Annotated in this window: 24 protein-coding genes; 8 read left to right on the top strand and 16 right to left on the bottom strand. The window is 43.0% G+C overall.

The genetic code is table 11. The annotated features are described in order from the left end of the window. Window positions 1–148 precede the first annotated feature (148 nt). Window positions 149–1177 carry a hypothetical protein gene (locus CJD30_RS09765; RefSeq protein ID WP_294918606.1) on the bottom strand — a complete coding sequence of 343 codons (1029 nt, stop codon included), beginning with the start codon at window positions 1175–1177 and terminating at the stop codon, window positions 149–151. 297 nt (window positions 1178–1474) lie between these two features. On the opposite strand from CJD30_RS09765, the gene CJD30_RS09760 reads away from it, so the two are divergent. From CJD30_RS09760 to CJD30_RS09750, 3 genes are read left to right on the top strand one after another with little or no spacing between them, the layout of a single operon-like run. Then, window positions 1475–2299 (top strand): thiamine-phosphate kinase, encoded by an 825-nt coding sequence (locus CJD30_RS09760; RefSeq protein WP_294918604.1) that lies wholly within the window; start codon window positions 1475–1477, stop codon window positions 2297–2299. A 7-nt stretch (window positions 2300–2306) separates the two neighbouring features. Further along, window positions 2307–3398 carry a tRNA pseudouridine(13) synthase TruD gene (gene truD / locus CJD30_RS09755; protein WP_294918603.1) on the top strand — a complete coding sequence of 364 codons (1092 nt, stop codon included), beginning with the start codon at window positions 2307–2309 and terminating at the stop codon, window positions 3396–3398. Between the two features lie 2 nt (window positions 3399–3400). Then, window positions 3401–4222: a phosphatidylserine decarboxylase gene (locus CJD30_RS09750; RefSeq protein WP_294918602.1), complete on the top strand. Its 822-nt coding sequence runs from the start codon at window positions 3401–3403 to the stop codon at window positions 4220–4222. On the opposite strand, the gene CJD30_RS09745 is transcribed toward CJD30_RS09750, so the two are convergent. The 12 genes from CJD30_RS09745 to folD form a co-directional block, all read right to left on the bottom strand. Then, window positions 4212–4814: a hypothetical protein gene (locus CJD30_RS09745; protein WP_294918601.1), complete on the bottom strand. Its 603-nt coding sequence runs from the start codon at window positions 4812–4814 to the stop codon at window positions 4212–4214. The two genes, CJD30_RS09750 and CJD30_RS09745, sit on opposite strands and share 11 nt — an antisense overlap. A 177-nt stretch (window positions 4815–4991) precedes the next feature. Continuing rightward, complete coding sequence (locus CJD30_RS09740; protein ID WP_294918600.1) at window positions 4992–6626, bottom strand: methyl-accepting chemotaxis protein; 1635 nt, start codon at window positions 6624–6626, stop codon at window positions 4992–4994. Between the two features lie 262 nt (window positions 6627–6888). Beyond that, entirely contained in the window at window positions 6889–7989 is a 1101-nt protein-coding gene (gene ychF, locus CJD30_RS09735; RefSeq protein WP_294918599.1) for a redox-regulated ATPase YchF, read from the bottom strand. Continuing rightward, a complete protein-coding gene (locus tag CJD30_RS09730) occupies window positions 7989–9437 on the bottom strand; it encodes a leucyl aminopeptidase (protein WP_294918598.1) in 1449 nt (482 codons plus the stop codon). The genes ychF and CJD30_RS09730 overlap by 1 nt, the downstream gene beginning before the upstream one ends. Next, on the bottom strand, window positions 9418–10011 hold the full coding sequence (locus tag CJD30_RS09725) for a DedA family protein (RefSeq protein ID WP_294918597.1): 594 nt from the start codon (window positions 10009–10011) through the stop codon (window positions 9418–9420). Before CJD30_RS09725 ends, CJD30_RS09730 begins: the two co-directional genes overlap by 20 nt. A gap of 8 nt (window positions 10012–10019) precedes the next feature. Further along, window positions 10020–11219 (bottom strand): tryptophan synthase subunit beta, encoded by a 1200-nt coding sequence (gene trpB, locus CJD30_RS09720; protein WP_294918596.1) that lies wholly within the window; start codon window positions 11217–11219, stop codon window positions 10020–10022. Beyond that, window positions 11219–11767 (bottom strand): adenine phosphoribosyltransferase, encoded by a 549-nt coding sequence (locus tag CJD30_RS09715; protein ID WP_294918595.1) that lies wholly within the window; start codon window positions 11765–11767, stop codon window positions 11219–11221. The genes trpB and CJD30_RS09715 overlap by 1 nt, the downstream gene beginning before the upstream one ends. A 15-nt stretch (window positions 11768–11782) precedes the next feature. After that, a complete protein-coding gene (locus tag CJD30_RS09710) occupies window positions 11783–12115 on the bottom strand; it encodes a hypothetical protein (protein ID WP_294918594.1) in 333 nt (110 codons plus the stop codon). Between the two features lie 3 nt (window positions 12116–12118). Next, window positions 12119–12556 (bottom strand): ribose 5-phosphate isomerase B, encoded by a 438-nt coding sequence (gene rpiB, locus CJD30_RS09705; RefSeq protein ID WP_294918593.1) that lies wholly within the window; start codon window positions 12554–12556, stop codon window positions 12119–12121. Window positions 12557–12564: 8 nt separating this feature from the next. Next, window positions 12565–13242, bottom strand: coding sequence for a site-2 protease family protein (locus CJD30_RS09700; protein ID WP_294918592.1), 678 nt, complete (start codon window positions 13240–13242; stop codon window positions 12565–12567). Beyond that, a complete protein-coding gene (gene lepB / locus CJD30_RS09695) occupies window positions 13229–14056 on the bottom strand; it encodes a signal peptidase I (RefSeq protein WP_294918591.1) in 828 nt (275 codons plus the stop codon). Before lepB ends, CJD30_RS09700 begins: the two co-directional genes overlap by 14 nt. A 1-nt stretch (window position 14057) precedes the next feature. Further along, on the bottom strand, window positions 14058–14915 hold the full coding sequence (gene folD, locus CJD30_RS09690; RefSeq protein WP_294918590.1) for a bifunctional methylenetetrahydrofolate dehydrogenase/methenyltetrahydrofolate cyclohydrolase FolD: 858 nt from the start codon (window positions 14913–14915) through the stop codon (window positions 14058–14060). A gap of 68 nt (window positions 14916–14983) precedes the next feature. Between folD and CJD30_RS09685 the strand changes: the two genes are divergently transcribed. Both CJD30_RS09685 and CJD30_RS09680 read left to right on the top strand, forming a co-directional pair. Beyond that, on the top strand, window positions 14984–15349 hold the full coding sequence (locus tag CJD30_RS09685; RefSeq protein WP_294918589.1) for a cytochrome c: 366 nt from the start codon (window positions 14984–14986) through the stop codon (window positions 15347–15349). Then, a complete protein-coding gene (locus CJD30_RS09680) occupies window positions 15315–16250 on the top strand; it encodes an aldolase/citrate lyase family protein (protein ID WP_294918588.1) in 936 nt (311 codons plus the stop codon). The genes CJD30_RS09685 and CJD30_RS09680 overlap by 35 nt, the downstream gene beginning before the upstream one ends. A 3-nt stretch (window positions 16251–16253) precedes the next feature. Here the strand turns inward: CJD30_RS09680 and CJD30_RS09675 are convergent, their stop codons facing one another. After that, complete coding sequence (locus CJD30_RS09675) at window positions 16254–17102, bottom strand: energy transducer TonB (RefSeq protein WP_294918587.1); 849 nt, start codon at window positions 17100–17102, stop codon at window positions 16254–16256. Window positions 17103–17198: 96 nt separating this feature from the next. Here CJD30_RS09675 and CJD30_RS09670 point away from each other — a divergent pair, with 96 nt between their 5' ends. From CJD30_RS09670 to CJD30_RS09660, 3 genes are read left to right on the top strand one after another with little or no spacing between them, the layout of a single operon-like run. Further along, on the top strand, window positions 17199–17528 hold the full coding sequence (locus tag CJD30_RS09670) for a nitrogen fixation protein NifQ (protein WP_294918586.1): 330 nt from the start codon (window positions 17199–17201) through the stop codon (window positions 17526–17528). A gap of 25 nt (window positions 17529–17553) precedes the next feature. Continuing rightward, window positions 17554–17796, top strand: coding sequence for a hypothetical protein (locus tag CJD30_RS09665; RefSeq protein WP_294918585.1), 243 nt, complete (start codon window positions 17554–17556; stop codon window positions 17794–17796). Further along, entirely contained in the window at window positions 17796–18212 is a 417-nt protein-coding gene (locus tag CJD30_RS09660) for an ArsC/Spx/MgsR family protein (RefSeq protein ID WP_294918584.1), read from the top strand. The genes CJD30_RS09665 and CJD30_RS09660 overlap by 1 nt, the downstream gene beginning before the upstream one ends. A gap of 19 nt (window positions 18213–18231) precedes the next feature. Here the strand turns inward: CJD30_RS09660 and CJD30_RS09655 are convergent, their stop codons facing one another. Then, the gene (locus tag CJD30_RS09655) at window positions 18232–19665 is read right to left on the bottom strand and encodes a methyl-accepting chemotaxis protein (RefSeq protein ID WP_294918583.1); all 1434 of its coding nucleotides are present in this window, start codon (window positions 19663–19665) and stop codon (window positions 18232–18234) included. Then, window positions 19643–20131, bottom strand: a complete 489-nt coding sequence (locus CJD30_RS09650; RefSeq protein ID WP_294918582.1) for a PAS domain-containing protein — start codon at window positions 20129–20131, stop codon at window positions 19643–19645. Before CJD30_RS09650 ends, CJD30_RS09655 begins: the two co-directional genes overlap by 23 nt. Window positions 20132–20240: the final 109 nt, after the last annotated feature.

Genomic DNA, 20240 nt, shown 5'->3' with positions numbered 1-20240 from the left:
TGATTATATCGCGCCACTCCTTGGGCAAGATTAAAAAGGGTTATAGAAGGTGATGAGAACTAAAACTAAAGCAGTATGTCCAATATGGTAACATTTTTATATCTTTTTAATACCATAATGAGTTAAAAAGTTACATATTTGAAGGGCATCAGCGGTAGGAATCGGCACGATCTCTTAATTGGGCGATACGATTTCCACCGCTTTCTTTGGCTTTTTTAACCAGTTGAAGAGCATCATCAATACCTTCTTCAATGGATTTAACCGGAGTTTTAAGGAGAAAACCTCCGCTGAGGGTCAGTTTGATTACCCCTTTTGCCGTAGTAAATGCGGACGCTTCGACTGCATGCAGGATTTTTTCGCAATCTTCCAATGCGATATGTTTACTGTTTCGAGACAGTACACAAACGATATGATCATCATCCAAATGGGCTGTAATGTCAAGAGACTGTTCACGTAAGGCGATGATTTCTCCGATTTTTTTAAAAAGGCTTCCACTCTCTTCTTTTGGTAAAGGTTTTACCATAGTATCGTACTGATCGATTTCAAATACGGCGATAAAAATGGTATTGCTTGTTCTGCTCGCTTTTTTTGTATTGCAGAGTGTGAGAAGACCTTTTAGATTGTTCAGTCCGCTCGATGGATTGATTAATCCTGAACATGCTGATGGGGTTTGGAGTGTTCTGCGCAAGAGACGTTTTAAGACAAAGTCGATCTCTTGTGTTTGGGCAATTTTTTGCTCTCCATTGGTGTCGAGGGCGCATGCTTTGTCAATATCGCTATAGATTTGTTTTAATCGGTAGCGGTATCTAAAAAATATAAAAAGCGTGATGATCAGAAGAACTATACTGCTCCATTTTGCGGTTGCTATCGATTCATCGAGACGTTGCACGGTATAGGCGGTTAAATCGCTGATACTTATGACAAAAGTATTTTTTGCGTTAAGCAGCTGTGTTTGTTCGGTTTCATTGTGAGGTATTTTGAGGGATGCGGACCAAGCGAGTGCGCTGTTTTGAAATGTCTCTGAAGAGGTTTCGAGCGAACGTGTCAAATTGGACAAATCTTTAGAATTAGAGTTGAATGTCTCTAAAAAAGTTTTTTTTGATGATAGTTTTACGGCGAGATTGATCTCAGAAATGGTTCCGTTGATGGCTATTGATACCATTTGAGGATCACTCATCTTCATATTCATAATTTTGTCAATGAGCAGGTGTTGGTTTTGTAATTGGTTTAAGCGAAAGGTATATTCTGAAATGAGAAAGAGTTGAAGTGCTAAGAGCGCGATTCCCGAAAAAAGGAAAAATAATGCGGTCTTGATATTGGAAAAAATCTTTTTGATGGATAAGAGCATTATTATTCCTATGGATAGATTTAAAACTTGTAAGTATACAGACCTTGTCATTAAATGTATGAAGTTTAACGCTTCTGTAATCTCATATCGTCTATAATAGGAGAACTATTTAGATGGATAAAGAATTTGAATGTAGAAAATTACTTTATTTCCACTTTTTGCTCTTCAAAAAGCGTAATTGGTGATGATGGCGCATTGATCGGCAAGTGGATATACAGCAAAGATCTTTTTTTTGAAAATATCCATTTTAAGAGAAAATGGTTGAGTCCTTATCAAATCGGCTATAAATCGATGATAATCAATATTTCCGATGCGGTTGCGATGAATGCGGTTCCCCGCTATGCCCTTTTGGGGGTTGCGATGCCAAAGTCGATTTCACTGCATGAGATGAATGAACTCTCCAGAGGAATCCAAGCCGCAGCGGCCGAATACAATATTGAGGTTATCGGCGGAGATACAATCGGCAATAGTAAAATTGATATTTCGGTGACGATAGTTTCTTATTCAAACGATCCGTTGACCCGCAGCGGATTAAAAGAAGGGGATATTATCGCCTATACGGGATCTATCGGCAACTCGGCCAAACAGCTTCGGTATCTTATGGCCGGGGGAAAAGTACATACGAAAAGCCGTTTTGCTGCACCCGTTCTGAGAAAAGATTTTGTCACCCAAAGCCGTCGATACCTGCGGTGCGGTATGGATATTTCCGATGGCTTGTGCAGTGATATCGAAAAATTGACCCGTCTGAACCGTTTGGGAATACGGTGGGATAAGCGTATTCCCAAGCGAATTCGCTGCAGCGGAGAAGAGTACGAGATGCTCGTTGCATACTCTCCGAAACATGCCCTTGCTATCCGCCGTATTGCTGCGCGGACACGTACGGCAATAACCCCTGTCGCACATGTTGTACGGGGACAATACACCAACCGTTGTAAACGTCATCATTTTTAGGAGTTTTATGGAACGTCAATACTATTTGCCTCACAGCCCGATCGAGTTTTATTTTCGGCAATCGGCACGCGATTTTGTCGTCGATGAGATCCCATTGTACCCATTTAGCGGTGAAGGAGAACATCTGGTTCTTCATGTCCGAAAAAAGAACCTCTCCACATGGCAGATGATCGATATTTTCAGTAACCATTTGGGGATAAAAGGGCGTGATATTGGATATGCCGGCCTCAAAGACAAAAATGCACAAACCAAGCAGTATATTTCATTGCCGCGTAAATTTGAATCAGTATTGGAAAATTTTGAACACGAAGGGATTAAAATCCTTGAGAAAACGTACCATAACAATAAAATTCGTGTCGGGCATTTGAAAGGAAACCGTTTCTTTATCCGTTTGAAGAAAGTGAATCCTACTTCTGCGATGAAAATTCATGAAGCACTAAAAATGATCAAACAATACGGAATGCCGAATTATTTTGGTTTTCAGCGTTTTGGAATCGATGGGGAAAACTATAAAAAGGGAGAAGCGATTCTCTCAGGGAGCCTCAAAGAGCGAAATAAAAAATTGGCCCAGTTTTACGTCAATTCGTATCAAAGTTATCTTTTTAACGGATGGCTTGCCCGACGAATTCAAATTTCAAAGCTTGTGGAGAGTTTTGATGCGGAACAGCTATCGAGCGTGATTGATCTTCCCCAGGAGGAACTCAGCGCGATGAAAGCTCAAAAACATCCGTTCAAATTAATCCATGGGGATGTAATGATGCATTATCCCTACGGAAAAATTTTCCATTATGAGAGCGATGAAGAGGTAGAACGATTTTTAAAACGGGATATTTCGATTACGGGTCTGCTTAGCGGTAAACGGGCGACGCGCTCGGTTGGATTATCCGAAGCAATCGAAAAAGAGTATGATGCGATCTCAAGCGGAATCGATGGGGCACGTCGTTATGGATGGATTTTCCCCGAAGCAATAGAAGGGGAGTATAAAGAGAACGATGCGTGGTTTGAACTTCATTTTACTCTTCCAAAAGGGTGTTATGCCACTGTATTGATCGAAGAGATCGCAAAAAGAGAAATCCAAACTGATGAAACCCAGGAGTAACCATGAAACAACACTTTACCTCTGCCATATCGCAAAGTTTTGGCCGCTTTGCGTCCAAAGCGCACAGCAAAGCTTTCCAAAAAATGATCAATCGCACGTATGTCAAAGCGATGGGACTAGATATGAGTGATTTCCAATCACCGGAAAGCTATCCGACGCTCAATGCATTGTTCACTCGCAAATTGAACCAGCCGCGTCAATTTTCAGCGGATCCGAAGGATATGATCAGTCCGTGTGATTCATTGATCACGGAGTGCGGCGTGATTGAGACTAATCTTGCATTGCAAATCAAAGGGATGCGTTATAGTGTCGATGAGGTATTGGGCGAGCACATCTCTTCCGATTCGAAACAAAGTATTCATGATGGGATGTTTGTTAATTTTTATCTCTCTCCTCGTGATTATCACCGTTATCATGCTCCGTTAGACATGCAAGTATTGCGCGCGGTACATATTCCGGGTAAACTCTATCCTGTGAATATCCCATCGCTTAAAAAACAAGTCGATTTGTTTATTGAAAACGAGCGTGTTGTTTTAGAGTGTTTAAGCGGGGAGGGGAGACGATTTTTCCTCATTTTAGTGGGCGCTTTGAATGTCGGTGAAATGGAAGTGAGTTTTGAACCGCGCATTCGAACCAATTCCTCAATATCACTGCCGAGTGTATATACGTACGATGCTCTTTCTTTGAAAAAAGGGGATGATTTCGGGTGTTTCCGCATGGGTTCAACGATAGTGATGCTTTGTGAGAAAGATATGGTTGATTTTGAGGTATCAACTGGGCAAAATGTCCGCTTTTCTCAAACGATCGGACGCATCAAGTCTTAAAAATAATATCCAACGCGATGTGAAGATGCCCATCTTCTTCGTATATATCGATGGCACTGTCGACCGGAGGATGAAGTTTGACTAATGCTCCTTGGATCGAGTGAAAGACGTGCGTAAATTTTGGAAACATCGGGGCATAGATACGATCAATATGACCCCGTTGGATAATATGCGCCAGTGATGTTATACCGCTGTAGTAAACCGTTTTATTGATAGAACGGGTAATCCGATAGTTTCGGAGTAGTTCGATATTTTTGATCAGTACTTCTTGCTCTTCGCTGCAGAGTACTTTATTACAGTGGGCTCGCTCCAACTCTTCTTCAATTTCGTGTTCCACTATCTTTTGTCTATCTTGAATCTCTTGATCCAGCAGAGGATCTCTCTGACGGATAAGATCAAGAATCTGCTCGGTATCCATCGGTTTATTGGATGCCAGATAGGTATAACGTTTCCCATCTTCGTATTTATGATCTAATGCTTGTATGAGTTCTGCAACGATACTCAAATAAATATATTTATCTTCTTTGTTGAGATCGAATGTCACTCCATGCGAAGATATAAGCGGTTTTGGACCGGCATACACTAAAGCCATGAAAACTCCTGTGAAAAGTTGTGTAAACTAATTATATAAAAAATATTGTGTACATCATATCACCGTCTAGCACAATGTAATCTTTTTGTTATGAAATTTAGAGAAAAGGGATGATTTTTTCCTATTTCTGCGCATATTAGAGCAGAAATAGGGATGGAAGATAAAAGTGTGACTGGTTTAGGTTCGGAATTGTTTTAGCTGATCGTTGAGGCTTTCACTCATTTGATCAAGATTGTGGGAAGTTGCGGCAATTTGTTCAACACTTACAGCATTTGAGGAAGAGGAGATATTAATCTCTTGAAACAATGCTGAGAGGTTATTGATTGCAACTTTGGCTCGTTCAGATTCTTTTGCCGTTGTTTCAACTTTCTCTTTTGCTTTTGACATGGTATCAACCGTATCGGTAATCGTTTCTTGTACAGCTTTGGACGATTCGGATGTTGCTTTGATCGATTTTGCGTTAATCCCCATTTTTTCACCCGCATCATTGATCGATTGAAGAATGATTTGAATGGTTGAGTTGATTTCCACCAAACTTTTTTGGGTGCGCTCCGCTAATTTTCGAACTTCGTCCGCAACAACTGCGAATCCCCGTCCGTGTTCACCGGCACGAGCGGCTTCAATGGCAGCATTTAATGCTAAAAGGTTCGTTTGATCGGCTATATCTCCGATCATCGTTAAAATGGATTGGACTTGCGCTGCCTCTTGAGAGAGGCGTTCGAGATCTTCTGCAAGGGCACTTTCAGCTTCTGAACTGCGTTGAATATCATCGTCCATACTCACAATTTTGGCTTTTGCCGCTTGCAGCATAATATTGGCGTTCTCAATCTCTTTGACCATGTTCATGGATTGTTCCGTAGTTGATTCGATGATTTTTTCTACATTAGACAATTCATATTGGTTGGCAACGATTTCATTGGCATTTTTTTCAATACGTTTACCGATATCCAAAGAGACGGCACTAAGTTCAGCTGCCGTATTGCCGTTTTGATGAGATACTTGTTTAATCCCTTGCATAACCCGCTGCATATTGTCTAAAGATTCATTTATATTGATTGCAGCAAGTGAAATTTCATCTTTACCATCAACAACGATGCGATGCGTTAGATTTCCGTTATGCAATTCAGTTGCCAGTTTGGACATCGCATTGATTTTTTTCAAAATGATATGAATTGAACGGTATACTAAAAGGATAACACTGATAAAAATGACAAGGAATAAGACTAAGAGTTTGGCTGTTTCGGATTGTAATAACGCTGTTGCATTTTTTTCATTATTAAGTGCATATTCATTCGATAAAACAACAATTTCATCAATCGCTTTTCGGTGTTCGAAATAAGCTTCTTTGAGTTCACCTGAGGCGAGAGTCGATGCATATTCAAGATTACCTGATTGTACGGCGGGAATATATTTTTTTTCGAGGATTTCATAATATTTTAATCCGGGTGCATATGCTTTTTCCACGATTAATGGACGGATTTTCTCATGATGGAGATTTTCTTCCCAAAATTTGTGGCGGGTTTCGTACTCCCCCTTGAGTCTATCGATCGTTTTGATAAGGCTCGAAAGCTCTTCAGTATTCTTCGTTTGCAACATTTCCAAGCTGACCAAACGTGTTTCAATAATATATTCAGGCGGAGGGAGAATATCGGCAATCAGATCTTTGGTCTGAACGATTTCGTGATAGAGCTCACCGTTAATTTTAATGGTGCTCATCGCAACGTACGAGAAAAATGCAAATAATGCAAATCCTGAAGCAAAAATAACGGAAAGCAACCATAGTCTTGCTTTGATGGTCAAGGATTGAATCATTTAAAATAGCCTTTATAGAAAGTTTCATAAGAGTATAACGAAGTTATGTTGCAAAATATGATTACAATGGTGAAAAAATACTCATTTTAAGATTTTTTAGAAGTGAATATCTTATATTAGAAATATTATGGATTAAATTTTAATCACATTGTTTTGCGGAAATAAGATTTTTAAAAGTAAATGATAATTAGAGAATGTGATGGAGGTACATTATTTAAAAAATGCCGCATAGATACGGCATTGAAGAGATTGAGATAGAAAATTATACGTTGAATCGAAAATGCATGATATCGCCGTCTTGAACGATATACTCTTTACCTTCCAAGCGCATTTTCCCTGCTTCTTTTGATTTGGCTTCTCCGCCGCACGTGATGAAATCTTCATAGCCGATCACTTCGGCACGAATGAACCCTTTTTCAAAATCGTTGTGGATAACGGCTGCCGCTTTTGGAGCGGTGGTGTTTTTGCGGATCGTCCATGCACGAACTTCTTTGACTCCGGCGGTAAAATAGCTCATGAGGCCGAGCTTATCGAATCCTTTGCGGATGATTTGCTCCAATCCTGATTCTTCAACACCCATATCACGAAGGAACTCGTCTCGTTCGTCGTCTTCCATCCCGACGAGTTCCTCTTCGATTTTGGCGCAGAGTTTGATTACTTCGCACCCGTGTTTTGCAGCGTGTTCACGAAGACGCACAACATAGTCATTGTCTTCGGTTAGCCCGTCTTCATCAACGTTGGCTCCGTACATGATCTCTTTTGCACTGAGCAAACGGACTTCAGCATTGAGCTTTTCAAACATTTCATTGTCAGATTTTGGGAAATTGCGAGCCAGATTTCCCTCTGCTAAAAATTCAGCCAGTTCTTCAGCAAATACGACCATAACGGCAGCATCTTTTTCATTTTTTGCTTGTTTTTTGAGGCGTTCGATACGGTTGGTCAATACTTCGATATCGGCGAAAATGAGTTCGTTTTCGATGATCTCGACATCGGAGATCGGATCAATGCGCCCTTCGGTATGGACGATATTCTCATCATCAAAACAGCGGACGATTTGGAGAATGACTTCCGTTTCGCGGATGTTAGAGAGGAACTTGTTTCCCAATCCCTCACCTTTGCTCGCCCCCTTAACAAGTCCTGCAATATCGACGAAATCAAGCGTCGAGTGTTGGATACGCTCAGGATTGACGATTTTTGCCAGTTCGTTCAAACGGATATCCGGTACCGGAACAGTCGCTTTGTTCGGTTCGATCGTACAGAAAGGATAGTTTGCCGCTTCGGCGTTTTGTGCTTTTGTGAGTGCGTTAAAAGTGGTTGATTTTCCGACGTTTGGTAGTCCGACGAGTCCGATTGATAATCCCATTAATTATTTCCTTGTGTATTTAATTTTAGTAGCCATTCCATGCTCATTCTCACGCCTGCGCCCGTTCCGCCGTAGGTATGTACATCCCATGCGCCCTCGGTATAGGCTGAACCTGCGATATCAAAGTGCACCCAGCGCTGTTTCATATCTTCATCGATGAAGTTATCGAGGAAGAGGGCAGCTGTGATCGCTCCGCCGTAAGGTTTGCTTGAGACGTTGCAGACATCGGCGAGGTCGCTTTTGATCAGTTTTTTAAGGTGGCGGTTGAACGGCAAGATACCGCAGTATTCACCGCTCGCTTCCGCCGCACTGAGCCACTCTTGTTTAAGCGCTTCGTTATGTCCCATGACTCCCGTCGTATATGGTCCAAGTGCCACCATGCACGCACCCGTGAGAGTCGCGTAATCAAAGATATAATCGCTTTTGACGTTCTCTTGTGCATACCCCAGAACATCGGCAAGGACGAGGCGACCTTCGGCATCGGTGTTACGCACTTCAATCGTTTTACCGTTTTTGGCTACGAGTACATCATCGGGCTTGTAGGCATTACCGCCAATCATATTCTCTACCGCACCGACAAATGCATGAACCTCGATATCGAGTTTCAATTCGCTCACCGCTTTGATGATCCCCATCACGGCGCAGGCTCCCGCTTTGTCCATTTTCATCGTGACCATGGAGGTTGCCGCTTTGAGGCTGAGACCACCGCTATCATACGTGAGCCCTTTTCCGACGAGGGTAATCACCTTTTTCGGGTTTGCAGGTTTGTATGCAAGATGGATCAGACGCGGCGGATTGTGTGAAGCACGGCCCACCGCCAGCATAGCGTTCATTTTCTCCTCTTCAAGACCGTTTACATCGAGGATCGTGCATTCAAGATTGTTGCTGCTTGCTAATTGATCAGCTGTGACTGCCATCATTTGAGGGGTCATATCATAGGGAGTTTGGTTGACCAAATTACGGACGAAATTGGTCGCTTTTGCGATAATGAGGGTTTGGTGTAATGTCGCTTCTAACGTATCAAATGTGTTGGAAGTTCCGTCATTGTTATCGTTAGAGAAAATCACTTCTATTAGTTTGGAAGGTTTTGGCTCTGATTTATAGTTCTCAAATTTGTAGCTTCCTAGAACGACCCCTTCAATCAAAGCACGAAAATGTTCGGGAGAGTATTGGGCACACTTGAGTGAAGTGTAGGTGTAGTTCATAGCTGCTTTGATCGCAGCAGCCATAGCAGAACGATACATTTCATCGCTTTGGACAGTATCAATGCCGCAGATCAAAAGACGATGCTCATGCAATGCGCAAAGCTGTTCCTGATCGGCTTTGAATCCCGCTTGAGCCAAAAGGGCAGAATGCGGATGGGCTTCCAGTGCTTGAGGGGTGACAAACTCTAATGTCAGTTCGGCACTGATTTGCTTGAGGGGCTGATTAAGCAGTTTTACGTTCACGGCGTTTCTCCAAAAGATTTTTTTCCAGTCGGTTCATGTTGATGATAATAAGATTTACAACGATTAAAATGATTGGAATAGCGATAAACCAATGTTCCTTAACCCATTTAAGGATATTTAAAATCTCTTCACCATAGAAATAGGCAGGAACAATGGTAATACTTGCCCAAAAAATCGCGCTGATAAAGTTGATAATAGCAAATTGGCGGCTTGAATACTGTGTGAGCCCAATAGCCATAGGGATAACGGTGCGCATACCATACATATAGCGTTGGACAAAAATGATCGGCCAGCCGTATTTTTTGAGCATCAGATGGGCAATTGCAAATTTTCGGCGTTGGGAACGGAGTTTTTTATGGATGTAGCGTTTGTTGAAACGTCCGATATAAAAGTAGATCTGATCACCTATAAAGCCGCCAAACCCACCGACTGCTATTGCCAATGGCAAAAACATATCTCCCGTATGGGAGAAAATACCGGCCATAATCAGCCCCATCTCACCTTCTAAAATACTCCAAAAGAAGAGGACGATGTAGCCGTATTCTTTAAGCCACCCAATAAGCAGTTGTTCCACGGATAGCCTTAATTATCGAAATTTAAAATTTGTTTTGCTTGCATCATGTCTTTGTCACCCCGTCCGGAGAGATTGACAATGATCAGCTTATCTTTGATATCAGCCATTTTTTTCAAATAGGCAATCGCATGAGCGCTTTCAAATGCCGGAATGATCCCCTCGGCGCGGCTGAGCCATACAAATGCATCGAGCGCTTCGGTATCGGTGACGTTATCGTAACTCACCGAATTGTTGTCTTTGTGAAATGCATGCTCGGGTCCTATCCCTGGATAATCCAATCCGGCTGAGATCGAATGTGCCTCGAGGATTTGACCATCATCATCTTGGAGCAGATAGCTCATTTGCCCGTGTAATACTCCCGGACGACCTTTTTCTAAAGAACATCCGTGTTTATCGGTATCAATTCCCAGTCCTCCGGCTTCGATCCCGATACAGCGAACCTCTTTGTCCTCGAGGAAATGTTGGAAAGCACCGATAGCGTTAGAGCCTCCTCCGATGCAAGCAATGACGTGATCGGGGAGACGCCCCTCTTTTTCGAGGATTTGCGCACGCGCTTCACAGCCGATGATCGCTTGAAAATCACGTACCATCATTGGATACGGGTGCGGTCCCGCAACGGTCCCGATGATATAGAAAGTATCGCGTGCATGGGTGACCCAGTGACGGATCGCGTCGTTCATCGCATCTTTGAGTGTTTTACTACCGCTTTCTACAGCATGAACTTTTGCACCGAGGAGTTTCATCCGAAAGACATTGAGCTCTTGACGAGCAACGTCTTTGGCTCCCATAAAGATTTCACATTCCAATCCAAGCAATGCGGCAATCGTTGCAGTGGCAACACCATGCTGGCCTGCTCCTGTTTCAGCAATCACTTTTTTCTTGCCCAAACGTTTTGCCATTAGACCTTGTGCAATAACGTTATTGACTTTGTGTGCTCCGGTATGGTTCAAATCTTCACGTTTAAGGTAAATTTTTGCACCCAATTCTTCGGAGAGATTTGCCGCATAGTACAGTGGGCTCGGGCGGCCGACGTAATCGCGCAGATAGCCGTCAACTTCACTCCAAAAGGTCTTGTCAAAACGGATAGATTGGTAGGCTTCTTCGAGCTCTAATAGTGCTGGCATGAGTGTTTCAGGGACGTAGCGTCCTCCGAATATGCCGAAGTGTCCCTCGATGGGATCAAATTTAGAAGGGGATGGGATATACATCAATCAACTCCAATCACGGTATAGACTTCGACCAGTTCGCGCAGTTTGCTTTGACCGCTCAAGAAATCAAGCCCCATCACAAAACACGCTTCGACACACTCTGCACCTACTTTGTTGATGAGATTTGCGGCAGCATACGCAGTTCCACCCGTTGCGATCAAATCATCGATTAACAAGACACGCGGTTTAGAAACGCCGCTGAATGCATCGATATGGATTTCCACTTCATCTACACCGTATTCCAGCGAGTATTTTTCTGAGACAGTTGTATAGGGAAGTTTCCCTTTTTTGCGGATCGGTACGAAACCGATTCCGAGCATTTGAGCCAACGCTGCACCAAATATAAACCCTCGTGCATCAATACCCGCAACATGAGTGAGGTCATACGATGCATAACGCTCATGCAAATGGCGCATTAATACACCGAACGCTTCTCCATCGGAGAGGAGGGTAGTGATATCTTTAAAGATAATGCCAGGTTTAGGAAAATCGGGAATATCGCGAATGGCATTGATCAAAATCGCTCTGTCTTGGATGCTGAGATTCATAAAGGTTTCCTTCTTTTAAATAAGTGCGTCAATGCGCCCTTCGAGCTCTTTGATTTTGTTCTGAAGGCGATCGGTTTCAGAACGGTGTTTCGAATTGCGTTGTTTGAGCGATTTCACTTCGTTGCGTAGATTGTTCAGCTCTTCACTGAGAATATCCACATTTCCTAACGCACGCTGGAGCTGAATCTGATATTTTCGGATCAACACTTCAGCCTCTTTGAGAGTGAGCTTCATCATTTCACTGCTACGCTGTTCTTTGACGGTGATACTACGAAAGTAGAACATTTTGACTAAAAAGAATAGAGCAACTAATATAGTAACAGTGAGCAATGACCACTCTAAAAACATAGCTTATCCTTTGATGGCCTCAATTTTTTCTACGCGACCGCAGTGACGTCCGCCTTCAAATACCCCTGCAATCCAAGCATCGAGAATGGATTCAGCGACGCCTTGACCGACGATGCGTTCTCCGAAACATAACACATTGGCATCATTATGTCCGCGTGCGACGGTTGCGGTATAGGCGTCATGGCAGAGTGCGGCGCGGATACCGCTATGACGGTTTGCGGCCATGGACATTCCGATCCCTGAACCGCAAATTAAAATTCCCTGAGAAGTTGGATCGGCGAGGACGCTTTCACATACTTTGATCGCATAGTCGGGATAATCGACGCGATCTTTTGTAAACGGCCCGATGTCGATAACTTCATGACCTTTTGAACGCAAGAGCTCGACGGTAAAATCTTTCATATCGATTCCCGCATGGTCGGTAGCAACGTAAAATTTCATAACTCTCCTTAGTTCAATAATAGATGTAATACCGTATTGATCGGCCAAATGACCAACGGGATTTTGAGCGGTGTAACCAATATGATGATAATAGCAATCATTCCATAAGGTTCGGCTTTGACGAAAAATTCGGCAATAGCATTCATTTTCAGTTTCAAACTAAGATAGGTCAGAAAATGAGCTCCGTCAAATCCGGGTATCGGAAGGAGATTGAACACGGCAAGGACAACGTTGATCAATAGAAGTTTCATCACAAAGAGATAGCCGAAAATATAGAGCAAACTATCGGATTCTCCCGGTTGTGCCAGCGAAACAAGGATAACCGATGTCAGTGTCGCAAGAAAAACATTATAAGCAATTCCCGCTAAACTCACTTGCATAGCGGCGTTGTATCCGCCGTTACGCAAGACAGTATTGGTATTGACCGGGACCGGCTTTGCCCAACCGAATAAAAAACCGCTGGACGCGCCCAATAACATTGGAATGAAGTAGGTCATAAGAGGAACCAAAATCGATCCGAAGGGATCGATATGGATGAGGGGATTGATACTGAGACGTCCTTGGCTTTTGGCCGTCATATCGCCGTATTTGTAAGCGACCCATCCATGCATAATTTCATGCCCAATGATGGCAACAAGCAAGGCGAGTATCGCCGCAGCGATTTCGAACGATTCAATAAAGTTCATGTTTATTTGCGGCTTCGTTGTCTTCTTTTATTCTCTCGGCGACAGAGCGGCTAAGCGGCTCTTTTTGTTCGAGATCGGTAGGCGTTTTTCCGATACGATCCCATCTTACTTCATAATTTGCATCGAGACTGAAGTAGACAAACCACGGTGTCCCTTCGATCAAGCCATATGGTACAGCTCCCCAGAAACGGCTATCGTTGGAATGATCTCGGTTGTCTCCCATCATGAAGTATTGTTTTTCCGGGACTTGGATCGGTGCGAAATTAAAAATTTCCATCGGCATCAATCCGTCTTGAACGATATGATCATCGTGATGGATTCCAGGATGCTCTTTCGTATAAGGATCTTTTACCCATACTTTTCCATCGATAGTGATCAGCTCATACCCCGGAAATGCTTTTGCGGCATACTCATTCCCCTCTCGCGGATGGAGATAAAGGATTTTGTTTTCAATAAACAACTCATCACCTGGTAAAGCAACACATCGTTTGACGTAGTGCATTTGCTGATTATTCGGATAACGGAAGATCACAATATCGCCTCTCTTAGGCTCAGCGCCGTCGATAAGATGCCCATCCGTTCCCGGAATCAGAGGGATTTCGAGAAACGGCAGATGCGGTGTGGAAATACCGTAGGCAAATTTTTTGGCGAAGAGATGATCCCCTACAAGGAGAGAATCTTTCATAGATCCGCTTGGGATACGAAAGGCTTGTGCAACAAAAAATATGACAAACAACACAATCGTGATTGTACCTGTCCATGTATTGGAAAAACGGTAGGCGCTATGCGCCGCAGAAAGGATCTTTTTTTTCAAATTATTTCTCTTCTTCTACGTGAATTTGTGCCGCTTTTAGGGTGTTGGAGAGGAGCATTGCAATGGTCATCGGTCCGACTCCCCCCGGTACCGGAGTGATGTACGAGGTTTTTGGAGAAACCGCATCATAATCGACGTCTCCGACAAGACGGCCATCCGGTGCACGGTTAATTCCGATATCGATGACGATCGCATCCTCTTTAACCATCTCTTCTTTGATCAGGTTGATAACACCGGCACCGACGAGGATAATATCTGCGGCAAGAGTGTGTTTTTTCAAATCATCGGTGAAAATATGGCAGATTTCGACGGTTGCATTGGCATTGAGCAGCAATGCCGCCATAGGTTTTCCAACGATATTGGAAGCACCGACGACACAGCAGTTTTTCCCTTTTGGATCGATGTTATATTCAGCAAGCAGTTCCATAACCCCCAGTGGTGTACATGGAACGAAACCATCCAAACCGGTTGCGAGACGACCTACATTGTAGGGGTGAAAGCCATCGACGTCTTTGGTAGGTGCGACCACTTCAAGGATTTTAGTGGTATCGATGTGTTTAGGCAAAGGGAGCTGAATCAAGATCCCGTCGATATTGGGATTGGTATTCATCATTTCGATGGTTTTGACGATAGCATCTTGGGAGATATCATCGGGCATTTCATGGGTTACAGAGTAAAAACCGGCACGGTCGCACGCTTTTTTCTTCATTCCGACGTATGCTTGACTCGCAGGGTCGTGACCGACCAAAATCACTGCCAGACCCGGAACCCGTCCTGTAGAGGCTTTGAGTTCTTTGGCTCCGAGAGAGACTTTTTCTTCGATTTTTTGTGCGAGAGCTTTACCGTCAAGAATTTGCATTTAATCACCGTCAAATTGTTTTTGGGTATGATACCGCTAAAAGACTAATATTTGGTTAAAGGGATCAGGTGCGCGGGGTTTTTCTACTATTTTTGACCGTCTCACTTTCGTACGGGGAGTCATTCATTACGAAAGAGGAGTATGCAGCAGGGCTTTATCATAACCCACGCGGTGTAGGGTGTCAAGCGTGTCATGGAGAATTGGGCGAGGGGAAAATGATTGCCCAATACAAAGACAACGGTGAAAAAAAAGTTTTTGGGGGCCCAGCCATCCGTAAACTCGCATTCAAAGATTTCTATGAGAAATTAAATAGCCGTATATTGGGAATGCCTCGGTACTATTTGACCGATACCGAGATACAAACCCTCTATTATTATCTCCACCGAGAAGAGTTTAAACGTGCAGCCGCTCCACAACCCTCACAACCTCAATGATCTGATTGAGAAGGGAAATCTAAGCGAGTTAAAGTCATTAGCAATCCCGGTTGTGCGAGAACAAAATCGTTCATCCACCTTTCGTTCAGCTATGATGATCTCTACCCATAATCTGAAACATCTTTCGAAAATACCGATGCTTGAAACGGAATGTGTCATGCTTAACCTCGAAGACGGGGTAAGTGCGGAGCAAAAACCCTATGCGCTTGTGTTGTGTGCGATGACATTGGCATCTCATCCTAAAATTGATAAAAAAATGGTTGTTCGTGTCAATGCATTGGATGAGGGAGGCGCTGAAGAGATCGCCTTTTTAAACCCTTTTATGCCTGATGCGATTCGTGTTCCGAAAGTACGTTCTACAGAGGATGTACGCCGTATTGCGGAACTTGTGGAAGACGGAATTGAAATCCATCTCTCCATCGAGACCAAAGAGGCATGGTCGGCACTCGGGCAATTAGCCATCACCCCTCGAATTACGACCTATTATCTTGGGGTGCTGGATCTTTTTGCCGATTTGGGACTTTCACAAAGCCTTTTGACAAACGATAATCCTACGGTGCACTATATGCTTGCACATTTTTTGATGACTGCCCGTGCGTGCGGTGTAAAACCGGTCTCTTTTGTCTATCAAGATTTCAAAAATGATGACGCCCTTCGTGAGTGGCTAGTGTTGGAAAAAAAGATGGGATTTGATGCAAAAGGGTGCATTTCTCCTGCGCAGGTGAGCTTGATTCATCAGATTTTTGGACACTCTGAAGCGGAGATAGAACGGTGCCGCGAACTTGTTCGGTTGTTCGAAGAACACCGTGCCAAAGGGATTAGCGGATTTGTCGATGAGCGTTTCGGATTTATCGATGAACCGATTTATAAAGGGGCTATGGCCGTTTTAGATTCGCTTTAATGGTTAGTATCCTGTAAGATTGTACCAGACTCGGTAGCGGATCAGCGTTTTTTGCTGAGGTCTTGGATATTTTGCATAAGCGAGTTCGATCACCTCTTTGGTCGTATCGTCCAAAATAGAGAGCTGGCTGTTTTTGAGAAAACGAAGATCGGAGATGCTTCCATTCGGATGGAGATAAAACTCAATCATATTGGTATCGTTGCCGCGAATATTATCGGGAATACGGGAACGTCCGTAACGATCTAGGACATTTTGGGTGATACGTCGCATTACCTCTTGGTTATCGAGAATATATTTTTGCTCTCCCTCTGAGAGTTCGTTGAACTTATCACCATAAAGTTTTTGAATACTGTCAGAAATTTTGGTTGAACTGCGTGTCATATTTTCCCGTGCTGATGGGTCGGCTTTGGCAAAACTATCATGCAGATTAAACTCTTTAGGCGGTATTGGAGTCCGTTCGATATTGGCGACAGTTTTGGCAATATGGCGTTCGAACGCTTTTTTCGGTTCCGGCTGCGGTTCAGGTGCAGGAGGTGTAGGTTTTACTTCCTGCGGCAGGGGTTTTTGAGGTTTTGTGAGAGGCTGAGATTCTTTGATCATTTGCTCTCCACGCGGAATAGGGCGTAGAGGAGTTATCTTAGGGATATCATTTTTAATGATTGCCTCTTGTGAGATTTCAGGACGCTCTTTGATCGAGAGGCGAAATCGCTCTTCATGCGGTTCTGATGGTTTTGTTTCGGGAGGCGGAGCAGGTTTGAGTTGATCGAGTAAAATGAGTACGAGCATAATGATGAGGTGAACCAAGAGTGCAATAATGAATGCGTAAAGAGAAAAAGAGTTGGTTCGTTTCATAAGGGCGCATTCTACCTTGAATTTCCTAATGAACACAAATAAAATGGTTGCGTATAAAAATTGCATAGCTCTATAAAACCGTTCAAGGATCATGCTATGGATACGTTGGAGATGCTACGCAAAGAGATCGAAAGATATTTGAAAAAATATGCGATTGATGATGAAGCGCGCTACGTTATCGCCCCTCTCGTCGCCAAAAAATCGTTGGAGATGAACCACCTCTATCAAGATTTAGGGTTTAAAAATCGTATCGAGATGGGGCAGTATATGGCGAAACATTTTCCCAGATTAGCGGAGATGAAACCCAAAGATAAGTTGTGGAAAAAGTTCCTCTACGATGCGATCGGAAAAGTCGCGCCCGCATGTGCGACGTGCCATGATCAGGAACACTGTTTTACCTGTCTTATTGCAGAAGTCAGTGCATGAGAGAATTTAGCAGTGAGGAAAAACGATGAATGAACCAAAAATCAGAGTGATGAAATCGATCTATGCTCTAAGCGATGAGATCGACTACAATATTTATGAGGCGATCGATATTGCTGAATACGCGTGTATGGACGAAGATGATGTTCGTGAAATCATCTCTGAACTTTATGCAGATGGCTATTTGGGTGAGTGCATGACGATTGGAGATGATGGGTATGACACCTTTTATCTCAATGCCAAAGGGCGTGCCCTCATAGGAGCGGAGTGATGCTTAAGCTTGTCGTTTTTTATGAAAAACCTTTTTGTGCCGCCAATGCGAAGCAAAAGCAAATTCTCAGAGCGAGCGGTTGTACTCTCATCGAGCGCAATCTCCTTGAACACGGCTTGGAGAGAGAAGATTTAAGAGCGTTTATGGGAGATAAAAAAGTTGCTGATTGGTTCAACCCTGCCGCCCCAGCGATAAAAAACGGTGAGATTTTTCCTGAAATATTGGATGAAGTGTCGGCAATGGAGTTGTTGCTCACGAACCCGATCTTGATCCGCCGTCCGCTGATGGTGATCGGGTCTGAAAAACTGTGCGGATTCGATGCGGACAAGGTCTCCGAAGTGTTGGAACGCTACGTCGAACCGATGCCCAAAATCAACTGCATGGAAAAAGGGTGTTTAGAAAACAGGGAGAAATAGCTTTTTCCCTGTTGAGAGACTATTTCATACTATTTTGCGCTTCTTTTAGCATCATATCCATGATGGTAAAGAGCTCTTGAGAGGCAGTTTCAACATTTTCGAAGTTTTCGATAATAGCATTCTTGTTTTCAAGCAGAGCTGTTTCGTTATCGATCAGTTGATCAATATCATGAATGTAGGAATGAACTTTTCTGTGAGGTTCTAAAACACTGTTATAAGAAGGGATATGGCTTAGTAGTGTTTTCCCTTCTCCAGTATCGTACCATTTACCGAATCGGCAATTATGATGATCGACGATTTGTCCTGCTTTTTTGCGTGTGTATACCGCGTTATAGGCATTTCCTTTGAATAAAATATGGTCAATCTTCGCCAAAGTGATATAGGCTGTCATCTCGATACTTCCGACAACTTTCGCCGTTTGAAGGGCATTGGCATTGAAATCAGAGATAGATGAGGTAAAACTTTGAATCATGCTTGTAGATTTGGTCGCGATGGTATTCATAACACCGGAACTATCTTGAATTTCAGTAGTCTCTTGTTGAAAAGTTTGGATCGCAATCGAAATCTCATTGGTCGCTTTTTGTGTTTTTTCGGCCAATTTACGCACTTCATCCGCAACTACAGCGAATCCTCTGCCGTGTTCTCCGGCGCGTGCCGCTTCAATCGCTGCATTGAGTGCTAAAAGATTGGTTTGATCGGCAATATCTTTGATGAGGTTGATGACAGAGTTAATATCATTGGCCTTATTACTCAGAACATTGATCGTGTCGTTGGAGTTTTGTACCAATTCAATCAACTGGTACAGATTGTCGGTAACGACGCTTAGAGAACTGACGGTCTGTGTTGATTGTGCAGCGGTGCTTTGAGAGAGTGTAGCGATATTGGATAGGTTATCAAGCGTATGCAATAGATCTTGTTGAATAACATCCAAGCCGCCGGTTGAACGGCTGATTTCAGCTAGTTTTCCGTCTAAATCAAAAAGTTTGAGCGAATTGTTATGCTCTTTCATCTTTTCGACGTTTTGGTTGATGTACTCGGCGGAGCGCTTGAATGAACCTTTTAGTCCTGAAATCTGAACTTTTCGATGAAAACGGTCTTTGCTGAGTGCTTCAATGACAGAATAGGTATCGTTCATATAGACTTGAAGCTGATCGATCATATTGTTGGTATTCCAGCACAGAGATTTGAGCTCTCCCCCCTCAGTGATAGATGTGATTCGAGAATCCATATGACCTTGTTCAATCTCTTTCATCACGTCAGCGACTTTGTTGATCGTTGATTGAACTTTACGAATGTGGATAAAAATTGCCCAAGCAATAGCAAAATTGATAAGATTCAGTACTCGAATCCAGTCAAAACCGATAGTTACGAGTTCAAAAATCAGTGCTACAGCAAAAACAATGATTGAAAGAAGGTTTAAATGTTGTAATTTAGAGAGAGAGGACAAATTCATCGTAGGTTGCCTTTCGTTTTTGTAATTCGGATGTAAGCAATGCTTCACCTGCTCGAATCCCTCCGTTGCGTTCAGCATTGATCAAGGCTTGATAGAGAGGTTTTATCGCAGCAAGAGCCTGCATATCAGGTTTACGACGTACGGAATGATAGGCTATGATTTGTTCGTTGTCATCCAAACTTGCGGTGATATGGGCAAAAACCCAGTAAAAATCATCATTTTTTGTCCGATTGATCACATAAGCGAAAACCTCTTCTTTTTGTCTGATATGATCCCACAAATGCTTATAAACGGTTGCTGGCATATCGGGATGACGTAAGATATTATGCGGTTGATTGAGTAATTCTGCTTCACTATAACCTGATATCTGAATGAACAATTCATTCCCATATATAATTTTTCCCGATGTATCCGTTTTGGAGACAATAAATTCATTGTCTCCAAAAAACATCTCTTGCCCTGCCATTGCTTCGCTCCTCATGAGTGTGAATTGATAGTTTTTGGGTCAAAACTGAATGACCATTCATATCATAGTATCATGTGTTCAAATTTATATCAAGTAAACATACTAATTT

The organism is Sulfuricurvum sp. PD_MW2 (assembly GCF_002633015.1).
Taxonomy (GTDB): domain Bacteria; phylum Campylobacterota; class Campylobacteria; order Campylobacterales; family Sulfurimonadaceae; genus Sulfuricurvum.
This window is presented reverse-complemented; position numbering and strand designations above follow the sequence as displayed.

What these genes read in the sequence shown, in the direction of transcription:
- CJD30_RS09765 (WP_294918606.1), bottom strand. Translation starts at nt 1,177, where the DNA reads ATGAGTGATCCTCAAATGGTATCAATAGCCATCAACGGAACCATTTCT.
- truD (WP_294918603.1), top strand. Translation starts at nt 2,307, where the DNA reads ATGGAACGTCAATACTATTTGCCTCACAGCCCGATCGAGTTTTATTTT.
- CJD30_RS09750 (WP_294918602.1), top strand. Translation starts at nt 3,401, where the DNA reads ATGAAACAACACTTTACCTCTGCCATATCGCAAAGTTTTGGCCGCTTT.
- CJD30_RS09745 (WP_294918601.1), bottom strand. Translation starts at nt 4,814, where the DNA reads ATGGCTTTAGTGTATGCCGGTCCAAAACCGCTTATATCTTCGCATGGA.
- CJD30_RS09740 (WP_294918600.1), bottom strand. Translation starts at nt 6,626, where the DNA reads ATGATTCAATCCTTGACCATCAAAGCAAGACTATGGTTGCTTTCCGTT.
- ychF (WP_294918599.1), bottom strand. Translation starts at nt 7,989, where the DNA reads ATGGGATTATCAATCGGACTCGTCGGACTACCAAACGTCGGAAAATCA.
- trpB (WP_294918596.1), bottom strand. Translation starts at nt 11,219, where the DNA reads ATGTATATCCCATCCCCTTCTAAATTTGATCCCATCGAGGGACACTTC.
- CJD30_RS09715 (WP_294918595.1), bottom strand. Translation starts at nt 11,767, where the DNA reads ATGAATCTCAGCATCCAAGACAGAGCGATTTTGATCAATGCCATTCGC.
- CJD30_RS09710 (WP_294918594.1), bottom strand. Translation starts at nt 12,115, where the DNA reads ATGTTTTTAGAGTGGTCATTGCTCACTGTTACTATATTAGTTGCTCTA.
- rpiB (WP_294918593.1), bottom strand. Translation starts at nt 12,556, where the DNA reads ATGAAATTTTACGTTGCTACCGACCATGCGGGAATCGATATGAAAGAT.
- CJD30_RS09700 (WP_294918592.1), bottom strand. Translation starts at nt 13,242, where the DNA reads ATGAACTTTATTGAATCGTTCGAAATCGCTGCGGCGATACTCGCCTTG.
- folD (WP_294918590.1), bottom strand. Translation starts at nt 14,915, where the DNA reads ATGCAAATTCTTGACGGTAAAGCTCTCGCACAAAAAATCGAAGAAAAA.
- CJD30_RS09675 (WP_294918587.1), bottom strand. Translation starts at nt 17,102, where the DNA reads ATGAAACGAACCAACTCTTTTTCTCTTTACGCATTCATTATTGCACTC.
- CJD30_RS09670 (WP_294918586.1), top strand. Translation starts at nt 17,199, where the DNA reads ATGGATACGTTGGAGATGCTACGCAAAGAGATCGAAAGATATTTGAAA.
- CJD30_RS09665 (WP_294918585.1), top strand. Translation starts at nt 17,554, where the DNA reads ATGAATGAACCAAAAATCAGAGTGATGAAATCGATCTATGCTCTAAGC.
- CJD30_RS09660 (WP_294918584.1), top strand. Translation starts at nt 17,796, where the DNA reads ATGCTTAAGCTTGTCGTTTTTTATGAAAAACCTTTTTGTGCCGCCAAT.
- CJD30_RS09655 (WP_294918583.1), bottom strand. Translation starts at nt 19,665, where the DNA reads ATGAATTTGTCCTCTCTCTCTAAATTACAACATTTAAACCTTCTTTCA.
- CJD30_RS09650 (WP_294918582.1), bottom strand. Translation starts at nt 20,131, where the DNA reads ATGGCAGGGCAAGAGATGTTTTTTGGAGACAATGAATTTATTGTCTCC.